The following is a 20,345-nucleotide window of genomic DNA, read 5'->3' as shown; positions in this document are numbered from 1 at the left end:
CGGGGCCGCGCGTTGTGCGGGCCCCGGATGGCCGGTGGCCGGTGGCCGGTGCCCTGCGTCGGGGGCACCGGCCGCGCCGGTTCAGCGGTGGCTGGGGAACTGCACCACCTGCTGGTAGGTCGGACGGTTCTGCCAGGTGGTCTTGGCGTCCGTCACGCCGCCCAGCGGGCGCTGGATGATCGTGTCGGCGCACCACTGGTCGCCGGCCGCGCAGTCCGCGTCGCCCGGGTAGACCTGGGCGGGGGTCTGGGCGGCGGCCTGCTTCAGGGTGTTCAGCAGGACGGTCCGGCAGGCCGCGAGGTCGCCGCCGCCGCAGAACGGCCGGGCCAGCGGGCCGGCCACCTGGTCGCCGAGGACGGCGCGCAGGTCCTTGTCCAGGTAGCTCCACCAGCCGTACTGGAAGGCCGAACCCTTGTGCGGGATGGCCTCGTTGGCGCTCACCGGGCCGGTGGCGGCGCCGGTCTGGCCGCCCGAGGGGGACTCGTTGATCTGCAGGGCGCCGGTCAGTGCGCCGAACAGCTGGTCGCCGAGGCCCGGCCGCATGACGCCGTCGGCGACCAGCGGCCACCAGGCGTCCATCACCCGGATCGCGGTGGCGTCCGCGTAGCCGTGGCTGCCCGGTGAAGTCTCCTTCCGCAGGGCGCCGTCGGCGAGCCAGGCCTTCAGCTGCTGGAGGGCGGTGAGGGCGGCCTGGTCGGTGACAGGGGCGCTGCGCAGCACGCGGATCAGGGAGGGCAGCACGTCCTCGGCCCGCAGGTCGGCGAGGGCGGCGCTCTCCATGGCCTGGGTGAGCGAGACCCGGCTCGCCCTGCCGCCGTTTCCCAGCAGGGACTTGACCCGGTCGTCCAGCAGGTTGCCGCGGTGCACCGAGCCGTTGCCGAAGCCGGCCGAGGTGTAGCCGTTCGCCTGCTTGTTGTTCCAGGAGATGTAGTAGTCCTGGTTGACGGACTGCGGGTGCTCGGCCGCCGGGGTGTACCGGGCGGTGTTGGCGACGGGGTCGAAGTCGGCCCACTCGTACGCGGGTCGGGCCTGGACGGGCAGGCCCGGGTCCACCCCGGGGGCGCGGACCGGGTTGCTGCCGGAGTTGTAGTACGCGATGTCGCGCGAGTCGGCGTAGAACCAGTTGAAGGTGTAGTTGATGTCCTGCGCGGCCTGCTGGAAGCCCGCGGCGTCGCGCACCGCGCCCGGGTCGTTCAGCTCCTGGAAGCCGATGATGGAGTCGGCCTCGTGCCGGTAGGTGGAGCGCAGCGAGGTGAAGGCGACGGGTGCGCCGCCGACCGTGCCGCGGGCGGTCACCAGGCCGTACCGGGAGCGGTGCATCACCAGGGTGTAGGAGCCGGCCGGGGTGGAGTCGGCGGTGGTCGGCTTCCACGCGTTCTTGCGTTCCAGCCGGTCGAAGGGCAGGCACTGGCCGTGCCAGAGGTAGGAGTCGGCGGCGGTGGTGACCGGGGAGCCGTCGGTGGTGCAGAGCGGGACGGCGTAGGTGTCGGTGATGTCCTGTCCGGCGGAGGTGGCGCTCCAGGCGTAGTCCTGGCCGCGGCCGAGCTGGACGTAGAAGCTCAGGCCGGCGAAGGCGGCGCCGCGGGCGCTGATCCCGGGGCCCTGGATCTCCTCCAGCATCAGCAGCTGCGGGGCGAAGTAGCCGGTCTGCGGGCCGAACACGGCCACCGGGTGGCCGTCGTCGGTGTGTGCGCCGGAGACCAGCAGGGCGTTGGACATGCCGTGTTTGGCGGTGAGCAGGTTTCCGGGCAGGACGCCGTTCGCCGCGGTGGTGGCGGAACCGGCCGAGCCGGTGGCGTCGTAGACCACCCGCTCGGGCACCACCGAGCCGGGGTCGGGCAGCGCCGCGCCCTGCGGGTGGTCCGGGACGGTCGCGTACGGGAAGCTCTGGCCGTCGTGCAGGGTCTGGACGGCCTCCGGGTCGTCCGCCTCGCGCAGCGACTTCCAGACCGCGTCCCCGGCGTCCTTGCCGTACCGGGCCTCGGCGGCCGACTTGACCTGGGCGGAGGAGAGTTCACCGCCGCCGCCGGAGCCGAACAGGGCGCCGACCACGGAGGCGAGGGCGACCAGGTCGGTCAGCTTGAACGGCTCGATCGAGCCGGCGTTGGTGATCGGGTCGATGTGCCCGGTGAGGTCGTACTCGCCGGGGAAGGTGCGGGCGTCGTAGGACTCCTTGGCGTACCGGTTGACGCCGTCGAGGTAGGCGGTGGCGTCGGCGAGGGCCTGGGTGGCCCGGCCGCCGCGGGCGGCGATGGCGTCGATCTGCTGTTGCAGTTCCGCCTCGGTGTACGGCGCGGCCTGCCAGAAGGTCTGCTCCAGCTGGCGGTTGGCGGCGGCGCCGCCCGCGAAGCCGGACAGCTGGCCGCGGCCGACGTGCCGGAAGAGGTCCATCACCCAGAGCCGGTCCTGGGCGGCGGCGTAGCCCGCGCCGAACTCGGTGCCGTAGCGGGTGGTGCCGGTGATGTGCGGGACGCCGGTGGCCTTGTCGCGCACGATGGTGACGTCCGGGCGCGGACTGGTGGTGCTGGCCACCTGGTCGGCGGGGACGCCGAAGGAGGCGTCGTTGAAGAAGTCGCGCAGCTTGGCCTCGGTCAGGCCGGGGTAGCCGGAGGCGAGGGCGGCGTAGGGGCCGAGCTGGTCGTCGGTGTGCGCGGGGCGGGTGCCGAAGGCCCGGTTGAGCAGGATTTCGGCGAGGGTGGCGTTGCCGTTCTCGCCGGGCGGCAGGATGTCGGCGCAGCGGCCGCCGCAGTAGTCGGAGGCGGCGGCGGCCGCCGCCGCGGGGGTGGGCGCGGCGGTGGCGGCGGGGGTGGTGGTGAGGGCGGCGGTGACGAGCAGGGCCGAGGCGAGGGCGGCGGCCGGGAGTCGGAGGGAGCGGGGGCGGGGGCGTTGGCGTGAACGCAAGGCGGACTCCTCCGTCGAAGTCTCACGGAAGAGTCGACGGTAGGGGCGCTACTGGCCGGTTGGCTAGTGGCGTGCATGCCATTTTCCCTGCGGGGTCCGGGAGTTGGGGCCGGCGCTCGGGGGCGGAGTGACCGGAGTGGTCGGGGAGGACGGCGCCGCACCGGCCGGGCTCAGTCCGGCAGGTGCAGCGCCGGGTCGGCGGGGCCCTGGGTGAAGCGGGTGAAGCGGACCTGGAGGCCGGCGCGTTCGGGGGAGCAGCAGTACGGGCCGGCGGTGGCGGTCGCCCCGGGGGCGAGGGGCGCGAGGCGGACCAGGCGCCAGGGACCTTCCTCGCAGCGGGCGCGGACGGTCACGGCGTCGCCGGTGCGGCTGGCGCGGACGGTGACCGGGCGGCCGTGCCAGTCGGGGACCGGGGCGAGGGACCAGTCGGAGACGCCGTGGGTGACGACCGCCCCGAGGTGGGGGACGCCGTCGCTCAGTTCCACGCCGGCCTTGATCCACGTCCGGGGGTCGACCCGGATCAGCAGGCCGGCCTGGTCGTAGAGGGCGGCGAAGTCCGCGACGAAGGTGACCTCGGTGGCACTGCCCGGCGGGAAGCCGGTGAGCAGTGCGTGGCCGTCGTCGCGGACGAAGCCGTAGCCGGTGGTGCGCCAGAAGTCGCTTCGGCCGCGGGCGGTGACCAGGAGGTCGGTGCCGTCGGTCCGGGCGTGTTCGGGCTCGTTGAGCCAGCTGCCCTCGTGCCAGGGGATGTCGCGGGGCGGGCGCACGGGACTCATCCTTTCATCAGCTTGCTGAAATTGCTGAAAGGATATCCGGATGCTCGCCGGCTCCGGCTCCGGCTCCGGCTCCGGCCCCGGTGACGGGGAACGGCTCGGTCAGGGCTTGAGCACCAGGCGGATCGGGTTGCCCTCCTTGCGCTCCAGCGCCTCGACCGCGCGGGCCGCCTCGGCCAGCGGGAAGGTGCCGCTCACCGAGCGGGAGAAGTCGAGCCGGCCGCCGCGGACCAGGTTGACCAGGTCGATGACGTCCTGGCCCTCGGAGCCGTAGTGGCCGCGGATCTGCTGGCGCAGGTAGCTGACCAGGGTGCCGTTGGTGACGGTCAGCGGCTTGTCGGTGAGGCCGACCAGCACCAGGCGGCCGCGCTCGCCGAGCGTGGCCATGGCCTGTTCGCGCACCGGGGCGACCCCGGCGAAGTCGAAGGCGACGGACAGCGGGCGACCGCCGGTGGCCTCGCGCAGCAGCTCGGTGAACCGGGGGTCGGCCGGGTCGAGGGCGGCGTCGGCACCGAAGGCCAGGGCACGCTCGCGGGCGGCCGGCAGCGGGTCGACGGCGACGATCGGGAAGGCGCCGACGGTCCGCAGCAGCTGGACGCCGTGGGCGCCGAGGCCGCCGACGCCCCAGACGCCGACCGCCTCGGCCGGGCGCACGGCCCCGGTGGCGGTGATCGCGGCCCAGGGGGTGGAGACCGCGTCGGGGATGAAGCAGGCCTGCTCGAAGGGGAGTTCGTCCGGGATCGGTACCAGGGTGGTGGCGGTGGCGAGCGCGTACTCGGCCCAGCCGCCGTCGTAGTCCACGCCGCGGGTGTGCACGACGCCGTCGCGGGTCTCGCCGGCCTGGAGCAGCACCCGGTCGCCGACGGCCGCGGTGGTGACGCCCTCGCCGAGGGTGTGCACGGTGCCCGCGACCTCGTGGCCGAGGGTGACCTTGGCGCCCTGGAGGAACAGCGGCTTGAGCATGCCCTCGATCAGGTGGACGTCGGAGAGGCAGACGCCGGCGGCCTCCACCTTGATCAGCACCTCGCCCGGACCGGGCGCCGGGACGGGGACCTCCTCCACGGCGAAGGCGCCCTTCGTGACGTCGAGCCGGCCGGCGAGCATCGTGGCGGTCATCGGACTTCCCTTCTCGCGGGGGCGGTGGGTCGGGGGAGTGCCCGCCGCTCCGGAAGTTACTTGTTATCCAACAAGCAAGTTCACACTAGCATGGTGTTATGTCTACGCACGATGAGGACCGAACGGGTGGAGTCGGGGAGACCGGGGAGATCCGGGGGGCCGGCGAGGCGCCGGCGCGCCGCACCCAGGCCGAACGGCGGGCCCGGGCCGAGTCCGCGCTGATCGCGGCCGCCGCCCGGCTGATCGCCGAGCACGGCAGCACCGGGGTCACGCTCGCCAGGGTGGGGGAGGAGGCGGGCTTCAGCCGGGGCCTGGCCACCCACTACTTCGGCTCGAAGGCCGCGCTGCTGGCGCGCTTGCAGGAGGCGGCGCTGACCGAGGCGATGGCGGCGGCCGCGCCGGAGCGCAGCGGGGCGGGGGCGGTGGACGAGCTGTGCGGGTTCGCGCGCGGCTGCCTGGAGGGCGTGCGCCATCCGACCGACCTGGGCCGGGCCTTCGTGGTGCTGGGGGCGGAGGCGCTCGCCGGGGCGTCGGAGCTGACCGCGGCGGTGGCGGAGCTGGACGCCCGGACCCGGACCTGGGCGGCCGAGGTGGTCCGGCAGGGGCGGCGGGACGGGGAGGTGCGCCCCGGCGTGGACCCGGAGGCCTTCGCACTGGCCTTCGTCGGGCTGCTCAAGGGGCTGGTGGTGCAGGCCGCGGCGGCCCCGGAGGCCTTCGACGTGGGAGTGGCGGTCGTGGAGTCCGAGCGCTGGATCCGGCTCGCGCTCACGGCGGGCTGAGGGATTCGATCGGGGGCGGCCGGGGGCGCGGGCGGCCGGGGCGGATGCGGCGCCGCCGCCGCACGGTGGCCGTGCGGCGGTGGGCGGGGGTGGGCGCTCGGCCGCCCGGGGTGAGGTCAGGCCCGCCGGGTCGGCGAACTCCGGCGCGCGGGCGGCGTGATGCGCACCCGCTCGGTGGCGGGCGCCTTCTCCAGGTCGTCCAGCTGGGCGAGGAGGGTGGCGCGCAGGTCGTCGTCGTCCTCGAAGTGGTGGTCGTTTAAGAGGGTGTAGCCGGACCACATCAGGTTGGCGCAGACCCGGGGCGGGACCTTGCCCGTCCGGGCGCCCATGCCGACCAGCGCGACCGACTCGATGGAGCCCGGCCGCAGCCGGTTCTGCCGGTGGACGGCCTGGAAGGCGGCGGCGCAGGCCAGGGCCACGTTCAAGGTCTCGCTGACGTTCTGCGAGGAGGTCTGCATCGTCGGGGCCGATATCAGGAACCCGGGGTTGACGGCGCCGGACGGGACGCAGACCGCGCTGCCGACCGGGAGGCTGCCGGCGTGCTGCTCGCGGATCGCCTTCTGGACCCGCAGCTGGATGCCCGCGCCCAGGTGGCGCTTGATCGCCGCGTCCGTCCCGCCGTCCATCCGGCCGCGGGAGTTGGTGGGACTGACCCAGGCGTCGACCTTCGCGGTGAGGATGGAGGCGTGCCGGATCTCGATCCCGGGAACGTCGGCGAAGGCCGCCCGCCAGGACTCCACGACCGTCGCGTTGAGGTCGGTCAGCACCACCTTGAGCGGCGACTGGGTGCGGTCCGTGGTCATGCTGGGCTCCTGTCGGTGGGGTGGCCGGGTGGTGGTCCCGCGGGCGGGCCGGCGGGCGGGCCGGCCGTGGCCGGTCGGACCGGTTCCTTGGTGACACCGACGAAGCTAGCGCCCGGCACTGACAATCCGTCCGGCCCCCGTCCGCCCTGGTCCGCGCCCGTTCGGGGCGGCCGGGACTGTCAGTGCCGGCTGGTAGGACTGTGGTGTCCGCCAGGGAAGCTGACGGTCCATCACCTGCCGTTCGTCTGTTGTTCGTACGGTCCGACCAGCCGGAGTAGCACCACCATGAGCGCTGTCGACACCCCCGCCACCCAGCCCGACCCGAACGACCCGCTCGCCCTCGCGGAGCTCTTCACGGGCGGCGGCGAGCCGTGGCTGCCGCTGCTGAAGCCGGTCATCGAGGCGCAGCCCGGCGCGGCCTCGTTCATCGGCCCCGGCCGCAGCCCGGAGGTCGTCCCGGTCCGCGAGCTGACCTTCCAGGCGCTCAAGCCGCACGCGCCGCACAAGTGGAAGGTCGTGGTCTTCGGGCAGAACCCGTACCCGAGGCCGGAGAGCGCCACCGGCATCGCGATGTTCGACAACACCTTCCACGACTGGAAGGACAGCCAGTTCGGCCGGGTGATCAGCATCCGCTGCCTCATCAAGGCCGCGGCGATGTGGAAGTACGGGATCCCCAAGAAGACGCCGATCGCCGACATACGGGCGCTGCTGAAGAAGCAGGAGACGGTCCAGCCGCCGGAGTGGTTCCAGGCGATGCTCACCCAGGGCGTGCTGCTGCTGAACGCGGCGCTCACCGCGAGCGGTGACGGCGCGATGGGGCCGGACCAGCACACCGGGTTCTGGCGGCCGGTCGCCGAGCGGATCGTGGAGGAGATCCTCCGGGCCAAGCAGCAGGCCGCCGAGGAGGACCGCTTTGTGGTCTTCGCCTGGTGGGGCGCGCACGCGCGCAGCCTGAAGAACGTCGTCCTGCGGCTGCAGAAGAGGTACCCAGAGGTCGAGGTCCGGCACATCGACCACGCCAACCCGGCGGCGCAGGGCGACATCTTCTGCGACGGCGAGCACTTCGCCACGGTGAACGCCGCCCTCGCCTCGCTCGGCGCCGACGAGGTCGACTGGCTGCCCAGCACCGGCTGGGACGCGGCGTCGGCGCCGGGCGGCGGGGCGGCGGACGGGGTCGCCGAGCGGATGGGCGCCTTCATCGCCTCCACCATGGAGCTGCACCAGCTCTACCTGGACCGACTCGCCGGGGTGAAGGACGAGGGCCTCGTCCTGCCCGCCATCACCGGCGTGTTCGACACCCCGCTGATGGGCTTCCGGGAGGCGGTCTCGCCGGTAGCCGAGCTGCTGCGCGGCCTGGACCGGCACGTCGCGCTGTCGCACGACTTCGGCAAGCGGCGGGCCGACGAGGCGGCCACCGGCCTGTCCGCCGACGAGGTCGCCGCGCTGTACCTGTACACCTGCGAGTCCGCGTTCTACCGGGAGATCAACGCGGTGCTGCGCTCGCCGGACCGCGGCCGGCTGGTGCCCTACCTGCCGTACCTGCGGCTGCTGTTCGCTGCGGTGTCGCGGCTGCCCGTCCGCACCGCGCCGCTGTGGCGCGGGGTGTCGCTGGACCTGCGGCGGCAGTACCCGCTCGGTAGGACGGTGACGTGGTGGGGCGTGTCCTCCTGCACCTCCAAGCTCGGGGTGGCGCAGTCCTTCCTCGGCAGCCGGGGCAAGCGGACGCTCTTCGAGGTGCGTCCGGTGCGGGCCGCCGGCATCCAGAAGTTCTCGGCGTTCACCGGCGAGGAGGAGTTCATCCTGCTGCCCGGCACCCAGCTGGAGGTCACCGAGGTGCGGGCCGAGCGGGGCGGCCTGTGCACTGTGACGCTGACGGAGCTGGAGGAGGCGCCCCTGGTGTCCTGAGAGGTCCGGGCCGGACCTGCCTTCGGAGCGCGAAGTCATTAACCAAGTCAGTATTTTTACTGGGTTAAGTTATGCTGGGACTTCGAGCGACAGGTGAGCCCGTAGTGCGGGAAGGGACGCGAACGATGACCTCGGAAACCCACGCCCTCGACGGCGAACTGGAACGGGAGCGGGCCTACGTCGAGGTCTGCCGGGCGGCGACGGCCCGGCAGGTCGAGGACGCGGGCCACCAGGTCGTCGCCGGGGAGGACGTCTCCGGCGACGGCGCCAGCGCGGAGGCGCTCGGCCGGTACCTGCGCACCCGCGCCAAGCGGATGGGCGAGCTGCCGGAGAGCCCGTCGTTCTTCGGCCGCCTCGACTTCGCCGACACGGCGGAGGCCGGCGACCACCGGCGCCAGCGCTACTACGTGGGCCGCCGGCGGATCTCCGACGACCCGACGGTGCCGCCGCTGGTGGTCGACTGGCGGGCCCCGGTCTCCCGGGCGTTCTACCAGGCGAGCGCCCACGCCCCGCTCGGGCTCGCGCGGCGCCGCCGGTTCGGCTGGGCGCCGTGGAGTCTGGGCGCGCCCGAGGAACTGACGGGGCTGGAGGACGAGCCCCTCGGCGGCCCCGCCGGGCCCCGCGGAGCCGGTGGCGCCGACGGCTCCGCCGGTTCCAGCCGGGCGGGTGGCATCCTGGCCGCCGAGATCGAGCGGCCACGCACCGGCCCGATGCGGGACATCGTCGCCACCATCCAGCCCGAACAGGACGTCCTGGTGCGGGGCGAGCTGAGCGAGTCGGTCTGCGTCCAGGGCGCGCCCGGCAGCGGCAAGACGGCCGTCGGACTGCACCGCGCCGCGTACCTGCTCTACAGCTTCCCGCAGCGGATCCGGCGCAGCGGCCTGCTGGTCATCGGCCCCAATCCGACCTTCCTGCGCTACATCGCCGAGGTGCTCCCCGCGCTCGGCGAGATCGACGTCACCCAGAGCACCGTCGAGGACCTGGTCGCCACCCGGCCGGTCACCTCGGTGGACGACGAGCGGGCCGCCGCCGTCAAGCAGGACGCGCGGATGGCGACGGTGCTGCGCCGGGCGCTGTACGGCCGGATCCGGACGACGGGCTCGGAGCCGCTGGTCGTCCCGGACGGCTCCTACCGCTGGCGGGTGTCGCCGGAGCGGCTCGACCGGACGATCGCCGAACTGCGCGAGCAGGCGCCGCCGTACGCGATCGGCCGGGAGAGCCTGCGCACCCGGGTGGTGGCGATGCTCCAGGACCAGGCCGAGCGGCGGACCGGCGTCCGGTCCGGCGCCTGGTCGCGGAGGACCGGCCGCTGCAAGCCGGTCGCGGCCTTCCTGGAGGCCGCCTGGCCCCAACTGCGTCCGGAGGCCGTGGTCGCCGCGCTGCTGAGCGACCCGGCCGTGCTGGCCGAGGCCGCCGACGGGGTGCTGGGTCCCGAGGAGCAGGCGGCGGTCCTGTGGTGCAGGCCGCCGCGCTCGGAGAAGAGCGCCAGGTGGTCCGAGCACGACCTGATGCTCCTGGACGAGGTGGCCGGGTTGATCGAGCGCCCGGCCGGCTTCGGCCACGTGGTGGTGGACGAGGCCCAGGACCTCTCCCCGATGCAGTGCCGGGCGATCGCCCGGCGCAGCGCCTTCGGCTCCCTCACCGTCCTCGGCGACCTCGCCCAGGCGACGGCCCCGTGGGCCGCCCGCAGCTGGTCCGAGCAGCTCGCCCACCTGGGCAAGCCGCAGGCCGCGGTGGTGCCGCTGACCACCGGCTTCCGCGTCCCGGCCGCCGTCATGGCACTGGCCAACACCCTGCTGGGCGCCCTGGACGTGGACGTGCCGCCGGCCGTGTCGCTGCGGCAGGACGGCGAGCTGACGGTGCGGCGGGTGGCCGGCGGCGGCCTGGGCGGAGCTGCGGTGGCGGCGGTACGGGCCGCGCTGGGGCGCGAGGGCTCGATCGCGGTGATCGCGGCGGACGGCGCGGTGGCGGCGGCCGCCGAGGCGCTCCTCGCCGCGGGCATCCCGACCGGGGCGGCCGAACAGGTCGGCACCGCGACGCGGGTGACGGTGCTGCCGGCCTCGCTGGTGAAGGGGCTGGAGTACGACCACGTGGTGGTGCTGGAGCCGGCCGCCATCGTGGAGGCCGAGCCGCGCGGCCTGCACCGGCTGTACGTGGTGGTGACCAGGGCCGTCTCCCGGCTGGACGTCCTGCACTCCCGTCCGTTGCCCGCGCCGCTCGGCGGGTGAGGGCGGGGCGCGTTCGGGGCGGGTGGCGGCGCGGTGCGGGAGGGCGGGATAGGCGGCGGGCCCGTGATCGCGCCGAAGCCGCCGACCGCGGAGATCGCTCCTGTCGGAGTCGATCACATGTGAAACAAGTGGTTTGAAAAATTCTTCAAGTTCATACATGCTGGCGTGCCGTTGGATCGGTCGGACCGGTCCGAGGCGCACGGTGGCGATCGCAGTCGGCCGGCCCCGGCACCCGCACTGACCTCCGCACTCGTCCCGCGGATCCCTTCGAACACCCTGGATGCCTGAACCCATGAGCGACAACCTCCCCCCGTGTCCGCAGTGCTCCAGTGAGTACACCTATGAGATGAACGCCCTCATGGTCTGCCCCGAGTGCGCCCACGAGTGGGTGCCCGGCGGTGCCGACCAGGCCGGTGCGCCGGCCGGCGAGCGCGTGATCAAGGACGCGGTCGGCAACCCGCTGAGCGACGGCGACACCGTGACGGTGATCAAGGCGCTCAAGGTCAAGGGCAGTGCCTCCGGCATCAAGGCCGGTACCAAGGTGCGCAACATCCGCCTGGTGGACGGTGTCGACGGGCATGACATCGACTGCCGCATCGAGGGCTTCGGGGCCATGCAGCTCAAGTCCAGCGTGGTCAAGAAGGCCTGACCCGCGGTCCGAACGGCCGCGCCCCGCCGAGGAGATCGGCGGGGCGCGGCCGTTCCGTTTTCGGGGCCGGTCGGGGCCCGTCGGGGCCCGGTCGAGGGTGGAGTCGCCTCCCGAGTTAGTTGTATGCTCACAATGATTACAGCAATACAACTAACCGTTGGAGCGTCCGTCATGCCCCCTGCCGCCCGAACGCGGCCATGGCTCGTGCTCGCCATCTGCTGCATGAGCCTGCTGATCGTCAGCCTCGACATCACCATCATGAACGTGGCCCTGCCCGCGATCCGGCGCGACCTGGACACCTCGGTGTCCGGACTCCAGTGGACGGTCGACGCCTACACCCTGGTGCTGGCGAGCCTGCTGATGCTCTCCGGCTCGACCGCCGACCGGATCGGCCGCCGCCGGGTGTTCCGGATCGGCCTGGTGGTGTTCACCGCGGCCTCCCTGCTGTGCAGCCTGGCCCCCGGGCTCGGCTGGCTGATCGCCGCCCGGATGCTCCAGGCGGTCGGCGGGTCGATGCTGAACCCCGTCGCCATGTCGATCATCAGCAACACCTTCACCGACTCCCGCCAGCGCGCCCGCGCGATCGGCGTCTGGAGCGGCGTGGTCGGCATCAGCATGGCTGCCGGGCCGATCATCGGCGGGGCGCTGGTGGAGTCGGCCGGCTGGCGGGCGATCTTCTGGATCAACGTCCCGATCGGCCTGGCCGCGCTCTTCCTCACCACCCGCTACGTGCCGGAGTCCCGGGCCGCCCGCACCCGCCGGGTGGACCCGGTCGGCCAGCTGCTGGTCGTCGTGCTGCTCGCCGCCCTCACCTGCGCGATCATCGAGTCGCCGGAGCGCGGCTGGACCTCGCCCGTGGTGCTCGGCTGCACGGCGGCGGCGCTCGGCGCGCTGCTGGGACTGCTGTGGTACGAGCCCCGGCGCACCGACCCGCTGATCGACCTGCGGTTCTTCCGCTCCGCGCCCTTCTCCGGCGCCACCGTGATCGCGGTCGCCGCCTTCGCCGGCCTCGGCGGCTTCCTCTTCCTCAGCTCGCTGTACCTCCAGGACGTCCGCGGCCTGGACCCGCTGCACGCCGGGCTGTTCATGCTGCCGATGGCGGTCATGTCGCTGCTCGCCGCGCCGCTGTCCGGCCGGATGGTCGCCACCCGGGGGCCGCGCACGCCGCTGCTGCTGGCCGGGACGACGCTGACCGCGAGCGCGGTGCTCCAGGCGGTCGGCTACTCCGAGCACGTGCCGAGCGGTCTGCTGGTCCTCGCCTTCCTGCTCTTCGGCACCGGCTTCGGACTGGTCAACGCGCCCATCACCAACACCGCCGTCTCCGGGATGCCGCGCTCGCAGGCCGGGGTGGCGGCCGCCGTCGCCTCCACCAGCCGGCAGGTCGGCCAGTCCCTGGGCGTCGCGGTGATCGGCGCCCTGATGGCCGGGGCCGCCCAGGCGGACCCGGCGGCCTTCACCGGCGCGGCCCGGACGGCGTGGTGGATCATCGCCGGCTGCGGGGCCGCCGTGCTGGTCACCGGTACGCTCACCTCGGGCCGCTGGGCCCGGGCGACGGCCGAGCGCACGGCGCAGCGGCTCGCCGCCGAGGAGGCGGCCGAGGGAACCAAGGACACGAAGGAGACGGTGGACGCCTGATGGAGCGCCTGGAGGCCGGTGGGCACCCGGAGGGGGACGAGGCGGACGCCGGAACGGCGGCGCGGGTCTGGCAGGGGATGAACGCGCTCGTGCTGGAGCGCCACGACCGCCGCAAGACCGTCGCCGAAGCCCTCGGCATGAGCTTCAGCCGGGTCCGGGCGCTGCGCCGGCTCGCCGCCGGCCCGATCACCCTGCGGGAGCTGGCCGAGCGGCTGACCGCCGACCCGCCGTACACCAGCGTCATCGTGGACGACCTGGTGCGGCGTGGCCTCGCCGAACGCATCACCAACCCGGCCGACCGGCGCTCCAAGCTGGTCCATCTCACCGAGGAGGGCGAGGCGAAGGCCGCGCTCGCCACCGGGATCCTCACCACCCCGCCGGACGCGCTGCTCGCGCTGCCCCCGGAGGACCTCCGGGTGCTCGACCGGGTGCTGGCGAAGCTCCTGGGCTGACCTGCCCCCCGGGCCGCCGCCGCTGAACCGCCGACCGCTCGGGCCACGGATCCGGCGTTCCGGTTCCGGCGCTCCGGGGCCGGGGATCAGTGGGCGACCCAGCCGGCGGTGAGGGTCTGGACGGCCGAGCCGTCGAGGTCCTTGAGCTTCGTGCCGGCGAAGGCCCGGGCGGCGTCGGAGGTGAGCAGGCGGAAGGCGGGCCGCTCGGCGGTGAGCAGCCCGAGGATGCGGGCGGCGACGTCCTCGGGCGCCTGCGCGGCGGCGAAGGCGCCGCGGGTGCGCTCCAGGTAGGCGACCAGGGCCGGGGCGTACGGGCCGGCCTGCTGCGGCGCGTCGTCGGTGAGGCCCACGTTGTCGACGAACTCGCTGGCCACCGCGCCCGGTTCGACGACGCTGACGGACACGCCGGCGGTGGCCGCGACCGGGGCAAGGGACTCCATGAAGCCCTCGACCGCGAACTTGGCCGCGCAGTAGGCCTCGTTGAAGGGCTGGCCGACCACACCGCCGACGCTGGTCACGGTGAGCAGCCGGCCCCGGCTCGCCCGCAGCAGGGGCAGGGCGGCCTTGGTGACGTTCAGGACCCCGAAGAAGTTGACCTCCATGACGGCGCGGACGGCGTCCACGCTCTCCTGCTCCAGGGTGCCGATGTGGCCCGCGCCGGCGTTGTTGACCAGTGCGTCCAGCCGGTCGAGGCCGGCCAGGCAGGCCGCGACCGACGCCGGGTCGGTCACGTCCAGTGCGCGGACCTCGACGGTGACCCCGGCCGCCGTCGCGGCCGCCAGCAGCGCGCCGGCCTTCGCGGTGTTCCGCATGGTGGCGATCACGTGCCAGCCGCCGCGGGCGGCGGCGACGGCGGTGGCCAGGCCGATGCCGGAGGAGGTGCCGGTGATCAGGACGGTCCTGTCGCTCATCTCGCTGTACCCCAGATGCTTATGGATCATAACCAATATGAGCCATAACTATGTGCCCTGACATTTCACTCTGTCAAGCACCTGGCTACCCTGGTCGACATGTCCCACCCATCGGATGACCTCACCAGCGAGATCGTCGGACTCTTCGCGGCCGTCAACCGCCGCTACGGCCGGGAGTCCGAGGCCGCCGCGGCGGTCCACGACCTGACCCCGTTGCAGGCCAAGGCGCTGCTGGCCGCCGAGGCGCCGGTCCCGACCCGCCGGATCGCCGAGCGGCTGCACGCCGAGCCGTCCAACGTGACCGTGATCATCGACCGGCTGGAGGCCCGGGGCCTGGTCGAGCGCAGCGTCGATCCCGGCGACCGCCGCGTCAAGCACGTCGCCGCCACCGCTGCCGGGCGGGAGGTCGCCGCCGACCTGCGCGCCCGGATGCCCTTCGCCGGCGACCCGCTGGCCCGGCTCGGCGAGGGGCAGCGCGAGACCCTGCGGGAACTCCTGCGGCTGGTCCTGGAGGCCTGACGGCCGCCCCCGGAGGCGGAGGCTCCGCGGTCACTCGTACGGGACGACCGCCACCGGGCAGTGCACGTGGTGGATCGCGGCGTGCGCCACCGGGCCGAGGTGGTGGTGGAGCAGCGGCAACCGCCGCAGACGGCGGCCGACGACCAGCAGCCGGGCCGTCGCCGCGGCGTCGACCAGGCCCACGGCGGGCTTGCCCCGGAGCAGCTCCGTGGTCACCTCCACCTCGGGGTACCGGGCCCGCCAGGGCGCCAGGGCCTGCTCGAGCCCGCCGCTCTCGGCCGCGGACGCCTCGCCCTCGAGACCGCCGATCGCCCCGAACGCCATGTGCTCGCTGCCGGCCGGGGGCGGCCAGACGTGCACCACCCGCAGCGGCGCCGAGCGGACCGCGGCGGACTCGAAGGCGAAGGCCAGCACGCCCTCCGCCGGCCGGGCGAGGTCCAGGCCGACCGTCACCGCGCCCGCGGGCTCCTCCGCGTCGGCGCGCACCAGCACCACGGGGCAGGCCGCCCGGCGCAGCACCTCCTGGCTCACCGAACCGACCAGGAACCCGCGCAGCGTGCCCAGCCCGCGCGAGCCCAGCACCAGGACGGCGGCCTCCCGGGAGGCGGCCTCCAGCGCCTCGACGGGGTCGCCGGCCACGGACCCGGCGGTGACCGCCACCTCCGGCGCGAGGGCCCGCAACTCGCCCTCGTGCTCGGCGAGTTGCGCCAAGGCCTGGTGGTCGCCCGAACTGCTCCCCGGCGCGAGGTGTTTCGGCCGGGGCCAGGCCTGGAGGACGTCCAGCCGCAGGCCGCGGCGCTGCGCCTCGCGGGCGGCCCACGCGGCGGCGGCCAGGCTCGGGGGAGAGCCGTCGAATCCGACGACGACGGCTCCGGTGGGTCCGGTCACGGTGTGCTCCTCGGTTCCGGCGCGGCCTCGGCATCCCCGTACGGCCCCGGCATCGCGGTCTCGGTATCCCGGCCCCGGCATCCCGTACGGCCTCGGTATCGCGGCCTCGGCATCTCGTAGGGCCTCGGTCCCGGCCTCGGCATCGCGGCCCCGGCATCCCGTACGGCCGCGGCCTGCGGAGGTTCCGGTGCGGCCCAGTATCCGCGCCGCCCCCGGTCGGCGCCTCCCGGCGCCGGGGCCGCCGTACGGAGGGTGACCGGGCGGCGCGCCCCGCCGGGTCGAGGCCGTTGCGGGCGGTGCCGGTGCCGGCGCCGGTTCCGCCGTCCGGCTGGTCGGCCGGCCGGCGGCGCGGCACACCCGGGCCGGCCGGGGGTGCCCGGGCTAGGGTCGGCCGGACCGTCCGTCCCAGCCCGGGAGAACGATGCCGAGGGTTCCCGCTTTCCGCTCGCGGTGGGCGAGCGCCGCCGCCGGACTGGCCGTGCTCGCCTCCGCCCTGGCGGGCTGCGGGGGCGGCGGCAGCGGCGGCCCGGTGGTCCTGAACTGGTACAACTTCCCGGACGACTCGGGCGCCCTCCAGCAGGCCGCCGACCGCTGCGGGCGGCAGTCCGGCGGCCGCTACGCGATCCGCTACAACAAGCTGCCCCGGGGCGCCGACGGCCAGCGCCAGCAGCTGGTGCGCCGGATGGCGGCGCACGACGCCGACGTGGACATCCTGGGCCTGGACGTCACCTGGCCCGCCGAGTTCGCCGAGGCCGGCTGGATCCGCGAGTGGACGGGGGAGATGCGCGAGCGGGCCACCGCCGACACCCTCGACGCGGCGGTGCGGACCGCGACCTGGCGGGACCGGCTGTACGCGGTGCCGTACAACTCCAACACCCAGCTGCTCTGGTACCGCGACGACCTGGTGCCCACCCCGCCCCGGACCTGGGCGGAGATGCTCTCCCTGGCGCAGGGGCTGGCCCGCGAGGGCAAGCCGCACCTCGTGGAGGTCCAGGGCTCCCAGTACGAGGGGCTGACGGTCTGGTTCAACACGCTGGTCACCAGCGCGGGCGGGACGATCCTCACCCCGGACGCCCAGGCGCCCTCGCTCGGGGCGCCCGCCGTCACGGCCGCCGGGGTGATGCGCGACCTGGCGGCGTCCGTGGCCGCCGACCCCTCGCTGCCGAACCAGATGGAGGACCAGAACCGGCTCGCCATGGAGTCCGGCACGGCCGCCTTCGAACTCAACTACCCGTTCGTCTACCCGTCGATGAAGGCCAACCGGCCGGAGCTGTTCCCGCACTTCCGCTGGGCCCCGTACCCCGCGGTGAGCGCCGACCGCCCCGCCAGCGTCACCATCGGCGGGATCGACCTCGCGGTGGGCGCCTACGGCCGGCACCCCGACCTCGCCGCCGAGGCCACCCTCTGCCTGCGCGACCGGGACAACCAGCTCACCAACGCGCTGAAGGGCGGCCTGCCGCCCTCGCTGCGCAGCCTGTACGGGACGGCCGAGCTCACCGCCAGCTACCCGTTCGCCGCCGACGTGCTGGCCGCCCTCGACTCCGCCAGCGTGCGCCCGCAGACCCCGGCCTACCAGAACGTCTCCATCGCCGTCTCGCACACACTCTCCCCGCCCGCCGGCATCCACCCGGAGAAGGACGTGGCCGACCTCCGCGGGCAGATCCGGGACGCCCTCGGTTCGAAGGGGCTGATCCCGTGACACCGTCCACCGAGACCGCCGCCGCAGCCGTACCGGCACCCGCCGGGCCGTCGAGCGGAGCCCGCCAGGAGCGCAGGCTGGGCCTGCTGCTGTGCGCCCCCGCGGTGATCGTCATGCTGGCCGTCACCGCCTATCCGATCGGCTACGCCGTCTACCTGTCCCTCCAGCGCTACGACCTGCGCTTCCCCGAACAGGCGCACTGGGTCGGGCTCGCCAACTACGGCGCGGTGCTGACCTCGCCGGTGTGGTGGCAGGCGCTCGGCGTCACCGTGCTGATCACCGTGGTGTCGGTGGCCGCCGAGCTGGTGCTCGGCCTGGCGCTCGCACTGGTGATGCACCGCACGGTCTTCGGACGCGGCACCGTGCGCACCGCCGTGCTGGTGCCGTACGGGATCGTCACGGTGGTCGCGGCCTACTCCTGGCAGTACGCCTGGACGCCGGGCACCGGCTACCTGGCCGCCCTGCTGCCGGAGGGCAGCGCCCCGCTGACCGAGCAGTGGCCGGCGGTCGGTCTGATCATCCTCGCGGAGGTGTGGAAGACCACCCCGTTCATGGCGCTGCTGCTGCTCGCCGGCCTGGCCCTCGTCCCGGAGGAGACGGTCCGGGCGGCGATGGTGGACGGCGCGAGCTCCGGGCAGCGGCTGCGGCTGGTGGTCCTGCCGCTGATGAAGCCGGCGATCCTGGTGGCGCTGCTGTTCCGCACCCTGGACGCCTTCCGGATCTTCGACAACATCTACGTGCTGACCAGCGGCTCCAACGGCACCGGATCGGTGTCGATCCTCGGCTACGACAACCTGTTCACGGCGCTCAACCTGGGCATCGGCTCGGCGATCTCGGTGCTGATCTTCGTCTGCGTGGCGCTGATCGCCCTGGTCTTCGTCAAGCTGTTCGGCACGGCGGCACCCGGCGCGGAACCGGAGCGGCGATGAGCGGCCGGCACACCCGGACCCTGACCGGCTGGGGCGTCGCCAACCTGGTGGTCGTGCTCTACGCGCTCTTCCCGGTCTGGTGGATCGTGGCGCTCTCCTTCAAGGACCCGAGCACCCTCTCCGACGGCGACTTCGTGCCCCGCCGGTGGACCCTGGCCAACTACCGCGGCATCTTCCAGACCTCGGAGTTCACCCGCGCCCTGGTCAACTCGGTCGGCATCGCGGTGATCGCCACCACCGTCGCCGTCGTGCTCGGCACCATGGCCGCGTACGCGGTGGCCCGGCTGCGCTTCCCCGGCAAGCGGCTGCTGATCGGGGTGTCCCTGCTGATCGCGATGTTCCCGCCGATCTCGCTGGTCTCGCCGCTGTTCGACATCGAGCGGGTGCTCGGCCTGTTCGACACCTGGCCCGGGCTGATCATCCCGTACATGACCTTCTCGCTGCCGCTGGCGATCTACACGCTCTCGGCGTTCTTCCGGGAGATCCCCTGGGACCTGGAGAAGGCGGCCAAGGTGGACGGCGCCACGCCGTGGCAGGCGTTCCGGCTGGTCATCGCGCCGCTGGCGGCACCGGGCGTGTTCACCACCGGGATCCTGGTCTTCATCTTCTGCTGGAACGACTTCCTGTTCGCGATCTCGCTGACCTCCACCACCTCGGCCCGGACGGTCCCGGCCGCGATCGCCTTCTTCACCGGGAGCTCCCAGTTCGAGCAGCCGACCGGCTCGATCGCGGCCGCCGCCGTGGTCATCACGATCCCGATCGTGGTCTTCGTGCTGCTGTTCCAGCGCCGCATCGTCGCCGGGCTCACCGCCGGCGCAGTCAAGGGTTGAGACCGACGTGGGACCCGACGCGGGGCCCAACGGATGAGCCCGCCCCACCCGGCGGACCAGGAAGGCGGATCGTGGCCGAGATCGTCCTCGACGGCATCACCAAGCGGTACCCCGACGGCGCCCTCGCCGTCCACGACGTCAACCTCACCATCGCCGACGGCGAGTTCGTGATCCTGGTCGGCCCGTCCGGCTGCGGCAAGTCCACCACGCTCAACATGATCGCCGGGCTGGAGGACATCACCGAGGGCACCCTGCGGATCGCCGGGCAGGTGGTCAACGACCGCGCGCCCAAGGACCGCGACATCGCGATGGTCTTCCAGAGCTACGCCCTGTACCCGCACATGAGCGTGCGCGACAACATGGGCTTCGCGCTGCGCCTGGCCAAGGTCGACAAGTCGACCATCGCCGCCAAGGTCGAGGAGGCCGCCCGGATCCTGGACCTCACCCGGCACCTGGACCGCAAGCCCGCCAACCTTTCCGGCGGGCAGCGCCAGCGGGTCGCGATGGGGCGGGCGATCGTCCGCGACCCCAAGGCCTTCCTGATGGACGAGCCGCTGTCCAACCTGGACGCCAAGCTCCGGGTGCAGATGCGCACCCAGATCGCCGCCCTCCAGCGCCGCCTGGGCACCACCACCGTCTACGTCACCCACGACCAGGTCGAGGCGATGACGCTCGGCGACCGGGTGGTGGTGATGCGCTCCGGCGTCGTCCAGCAGGTCGGCTCGCCGCAGGAGCTGTACGACGAGCCGGTGAACCTCTTCGTCGCCGGGTTCATCGGCTCGCCCGGCATGAACTTCCTCGGCGCCGGGCTGGAGCGGGGCGCTCTGCGCACCGCGTTGGGCGACCTGCCGCTGGACGACCGCACCCGGCGCGCCCTGGAGCGCGCGGACGCGCCGCGCGAACTGATCGTCGGCATCCGCCCCGAGGACTTCGAGGACGCCGCCCTGTCCGAGGGGCACGCCGGCGGGGTCACCGTCACCGTGACCGTCGAGGTCCGGGAGTCGGTCGGCTCGGACGTCTTCGTCCACTTCGCGCAGGAGGGCGGACCGGCGGCGACCGAGGAACTCGCCGAACTCGCCGCCGACTCGGGCCGGGCCGACACCGGCATGCGGGAGCACGGGATGGTCGCCCGGCTGAACCCCGCCACCCGGGCCGCCGAGGGCGGGCCGCTGGAGCTCTGGGTGGACACCACGCGCATCCACGTCTTCGACCCGCGCGACGGGGCCAACCTGACCCATCCCGAGCGTTCGTAGCGGTGGTACGGAAGGCCCAACCGCTCGACGGCGCGCGGTGTGCCTGAGCGTCGGTGTTCGGAAGTCGACCTACAT

General features: G+C 73.8%; 17 protein-coding genes. 11 read left to right on the top strand and 6 right to left on the bottom strand.

Annotation, left to right across the window (positions count from 1 at the left end):
* Nucleotides 1–81 precede the first annotated feature (81 nt).
* The 3 genes from ACZ7RU_RS13915 to ACZ7RU_RS13905 all read right to left on the bottom strand — a co-directional run bounded on the left by ACZ7RU_RS13915 (nt 82) and on the right by ACZ7RU_RS13905 (nt 4,790).
* Entirely contained in the window at nt 82–2,901 is a 2,820-nt protein-coding gene (locus tag ACZ7RU_RS13915; RefSeq protein ID WP_470341142.1) for a penicillin acylase family protein, read from the bottom strand.
* A gap of 170 nt (nt 2,902–3,071) precedes the next feature.
* Nucleotides 3,072–3,668 carry a DUF1349 domain-containing protein gene (locus tag ACZ7RU_RS13910; protein WP_470341141.1) on the bottom strand — a complete coding sequence of 199 codons (597 nt, stop codon included), beginning with the start codon at nt 3,666–3,668 and terminating at the stop codon, nt 3,072–3,074.
* Nucleotides 3,669–3,776: 108 nt separating this feature from the next.
* The gene (locus ACZ7RU_RS13905) at nt 3,777–4,790 is read right to left on the bottom strand and encodes a zinc-binding dehydrogenase (RefSeq protein WP_470341140.1); all 1,014 of its coding nucleotides are present in this window, start codon (nt 4,788–4,790) and stop codon (nt 3,777–3,779) included.
* A gap of 98 nt (nt 4,791–4,888) precedes the next feature.
* Between ACZ7RU_RS13905 and ACZ7RU_RS13900 the strand changes: the two genes are divergently transcribed.
* Entirely contained in the window at nt 4,889–5,569 is a 681-nt protein-coding gene (locus ACZ7RU_RS13900; protein ID WP_470341139.1) for a TetR/AcrR family transcriptional regulator, read from the top strand.
* Between the two features lie 116 nt (nt 5,570–5,685).
* Here ACZ7RU_RS13900 and ACZ7RU_RS13895 read toward each other — a convergent pair whose 3' ends face one another.
* On the bottom strand, nt 5,686–6,372 hold the full coding sequence (locus ACZ7RU_RS13895) for a macro domain-containing protein (RefSeq protein WP_470341138.1): 687 nt from the start codon (nt 6,370–6,372) through the stop codon (nt 5,686–5,688).
* Nucleotides 6,373–6,657: 285 nt separating this feature from the next.
* Between ACZ7RU_RS13895 and ACZ7RU_RS13890 the strand changes: the two genes are divergently transcribed.
* The 5 genes from ACZ7RU_RS13890 (at nt 6,658) to ACZ7RU_RS13870 (ending at nt 13,241) form a co-directional block, all read left to right on the top strand.
* Nucleotides 6,658–8,277, top strand: coding sequence for an ADP-ribosyltransferase domain-containing protein (locus tag ACZ7RU_RS13890; protein WP_470341137.1), 1,620 nt, complete (start codon nt 6,658–6,660; stop codon nt 8,275–8,277).
* 125 nt (nt 8,278–8,402) lie between these two features.
* Nucleotides 8,403–10,505, top strand: coding sequence for a HelD family protein (locus ACZ7RU_RS13885; protein WP_470341136.1), 2,103 nt, complete (start codon nt 8,403–8,405; stop codon nt 10,503–10,505).
* A 292-nt stretch (nt 10,506–10,797) separates the two neighbouring features.
* Entirely contained in the window at nt 10,798–11,154 is a 357-nt protein-coding gene (locus ACZ7RU_RS13880) for a zinc ribbon domain-containing protein YjdM (protein ID WP_470341135.1), read from the top strand.
* A 171-nt stretch (nt 11,155–11,325) separates the two neighbouring features.
* Nucleotides 11,326–12,789, top strand: a complete 1,464-nt coding sequence (locus ACZ7RU_RS13875) for an MFS transporter (protein ID WP_470341134.1) — start codon at nt 11,326–11,328, stop codon at nt 12,787–12,789.
* Nucleotides 12,789–13,241: a MarR family winged helix-turn-helix transcriptional regulator gene (locus tag ACZ7RU_RS13870; protein ID WP_470341133.1), complete on the top strand. Its 453-nt coding sequence runs from the start codon at nt 12,789–12,791 to the stop codon at nt 13,239–13,241. The genes ACZ7RU_RS13875 and ACZ7RU_RS13870 overlap by 1 nt, the downstream gene beginning before the upstream one ends.
* Before the next feature lie 86 nt (nt 13,242–13,327).
* Here ACZ7RU_RS13870 and ACZ7RU_RS13865 read toward each other — a convergent pair whose 3' ends face one another.
* Entirely contained in the window at nt 13,328–14,152 is an 825-nt protein-coding gene (locus ACZ7RU_RS13865) for an SDR family oxidoreductase (protein WP_470341132.1), read from the bottom strand.
* A 99-nt stretch (nt 14,153–14,251) separates the two neighbouring features.
* On the opposite strand from ACZ7RU_RS13865, the gene ACZ7RU_RS13860 reads away from it, so the two are divergent.
* Nucleotides 14,252–14,671, top strand: a complete 420-nt coding sequence (locus ACZ7RU_RS13860) for a MarR family winged helix-turn-helix transcriptional regulator (protein WP_470341131.1) — start codon at nt 14,252–14,254, stop codon at nt 14,669–14,671.
* 30 nt (nt 14,672–14,701) lie between these two features.
* Here the strand turns inward: ACZ7RU_RS13860 and ACZ7RU_RS13855 are convergent, their stop codons facing one another.
* A complete protein-coding gene (locus ACZ7RU_RS13855) occupies nt 14,702–15,559 on the bottom strand; it encodes a universal stress protein (protein ID WP_470341130.1) in 858 nt (285 codons plus the stop codon).
* A 421-nt stretch (nt 15,560–15,980) separates the two neighbouring features.
* Here ACZ7RU_RS13855 and ACZ7RU_RS13850 point away from each other — a divergent pair, with 421 nt between their 5' ends.
* From ACZ7RU_RS13850 to ACZ7RU_RS13835, 4 genes are all read left to right on the top strand, one after another.
* Nucleotides 15,981–17,258 (top strand): ABC transporter substrate-binding protein, encoded by a 1,278-nt coding sequence (locus ACZ7RU_RS13850; RefSeq protein WP_470341129.1) that lies wholly within the window; start codon nt 15,981–15,983, stop codon nt 17,256–17,258.
* On the top strand, nt 17,255–18,187 hold the full coding sequence (locus ACZ7RU_RS13845; RefSeq protein WP_470341128.1) for a carbohydrate ABC transporter permease: 933 nt from the start codon (nt 17,255–17,257) through the stop codon (nt 18,185–18,187). Before ACZ7RU_RS13850 ends, ACZ7RU_RS13845 begins: the two co-directional genes overlap by 4 nt.
* Nucleotides 18,184–19,017 (top strand): carbohydrate ABC transporter permease, encoded by an 834-nt coding sequence (locus ACZ7RU_RS13840; protein ID WP_387747252.1) that lies wholly within the window; start codon nt 18,184–18,186, stop codon nt 19,015–19,017. The genes ACZ7RU_RS13845 and ACZ7RU_RS13840 overlap by 4 nt, the downstream gene beginning before the upstream one ends.
* A 71-nt stretch (nt 19,018–19,088) precedes the next feature.
* Nucleotides 19,089–20,270, top strand: coding sequence for an ABC transporter ATP-binding protein (locus ACZ7RU_RS13835; protein ID WP_470341127.1), 1,182 nt, complete (start codon nt 19,089–19,091; stop codon nt 20,268–20,270).
* Nucleotides 20,271–20,345: the final 75 nt, after the last annotated feature.

This window comes from Kitasatospora sp. NPDC114501, assembly GCF_055633695.1.
This window is presented reverse-complemented; position numbering and strand designations above follow the sequence as displayed.

Excerpts from the sequence above, each read along its gene's own strand:
- ACZ7RU_RS13905 (WP_470341140.1), bottom strand. The coding sequence starts at position 4,790 with ATGACCGCCACGATGCTCGCCGGCCGGCTCGACGTCACGAAGGGCGCC.
- ACZ7RU_RS13900 (WP_470341139.1), top strand. The coding sequence starts at position 4,889 with ATGTCTACGCACGATGAGGACCGAACGGGTGGAGTCGGGGAGACCGGG.
- ACZ7RU_RS13895 (WP_470341138.1), bottom strand. The coding sequence starts at position 6,372 with ATGACCACGGACCGCACCCAGTCGCCGCTCAAGGTGGTGCTGACCGAC.
- ACZ7RU_RS13890 (WP_470341137.1), top strand. The coding sequence starts at position 6,658 with ATGAGCGCTGTCGACACCCCCGCCACCCAGCCCGACCCGAACGACCCG.
- ACZ7RU_RS13885 (WP_470341136.1), top strand. The coding sequence starts at position 8,403 with ATGACCTCGGAAACCCACGCCCTCGACGGCGAACTGGAACGGGAGCGG.
- ACZ7RU_RS13880 (WP_470341135.1), top strand. The coding sequence starts at position 10,798 with ATGAGCGACAACCTCCCCCCGTGTCCGCAGTGCTCCAGTGAGTACACC.
- ACZ7RU_RS13875 (WP_470341134.1), top strand. The coding sequence starts at position 11,326 with ATGCCCCCTGCCGCCCGAACGCGGCCATGGCTCGTGCTCGCCATCTGC.
- ACZ7RU_RS13870 (WP_470341133.1), top strand. The coding sequence starts at position 12,789 with ATGGAGCGCCTGGAGGCCGGTGGGCACCCGGAGGGGGACGAGGCGGAC.
- ACZ7RU_RS13865 (WP_470341132.1), bottom strand. The coding sequence starts at position 14,152 with ATGAGCGACAGGACCGTCCTGATCACCGGCACCTCCTCCGGCATCGGC.
- ACZ7RU_RS13860 (WP_470341131.1), top strand. The coding sequence starts at position 14,252 with ATGTCCCACCCATCGGATGACCTCACCAGCGAGATCGTCGGACTCTTC.
- ACZ7RU_RS13850 (WP_470341129.1), top strand. The coding sequence starts at position 15,981 with ATGCCGAGGGTTCCCGCTTTCCGCTCGCGGTGGGCGAGCGCCGCCGCC.
- ACZ7RU_RS13840 (WP_387747252.1), top strand. The coding sequence starts at position 18,184 with ATGAGCGGCCGGCACACCCGGACCCTGACCGGCTGGGGCGTCGCCAAC.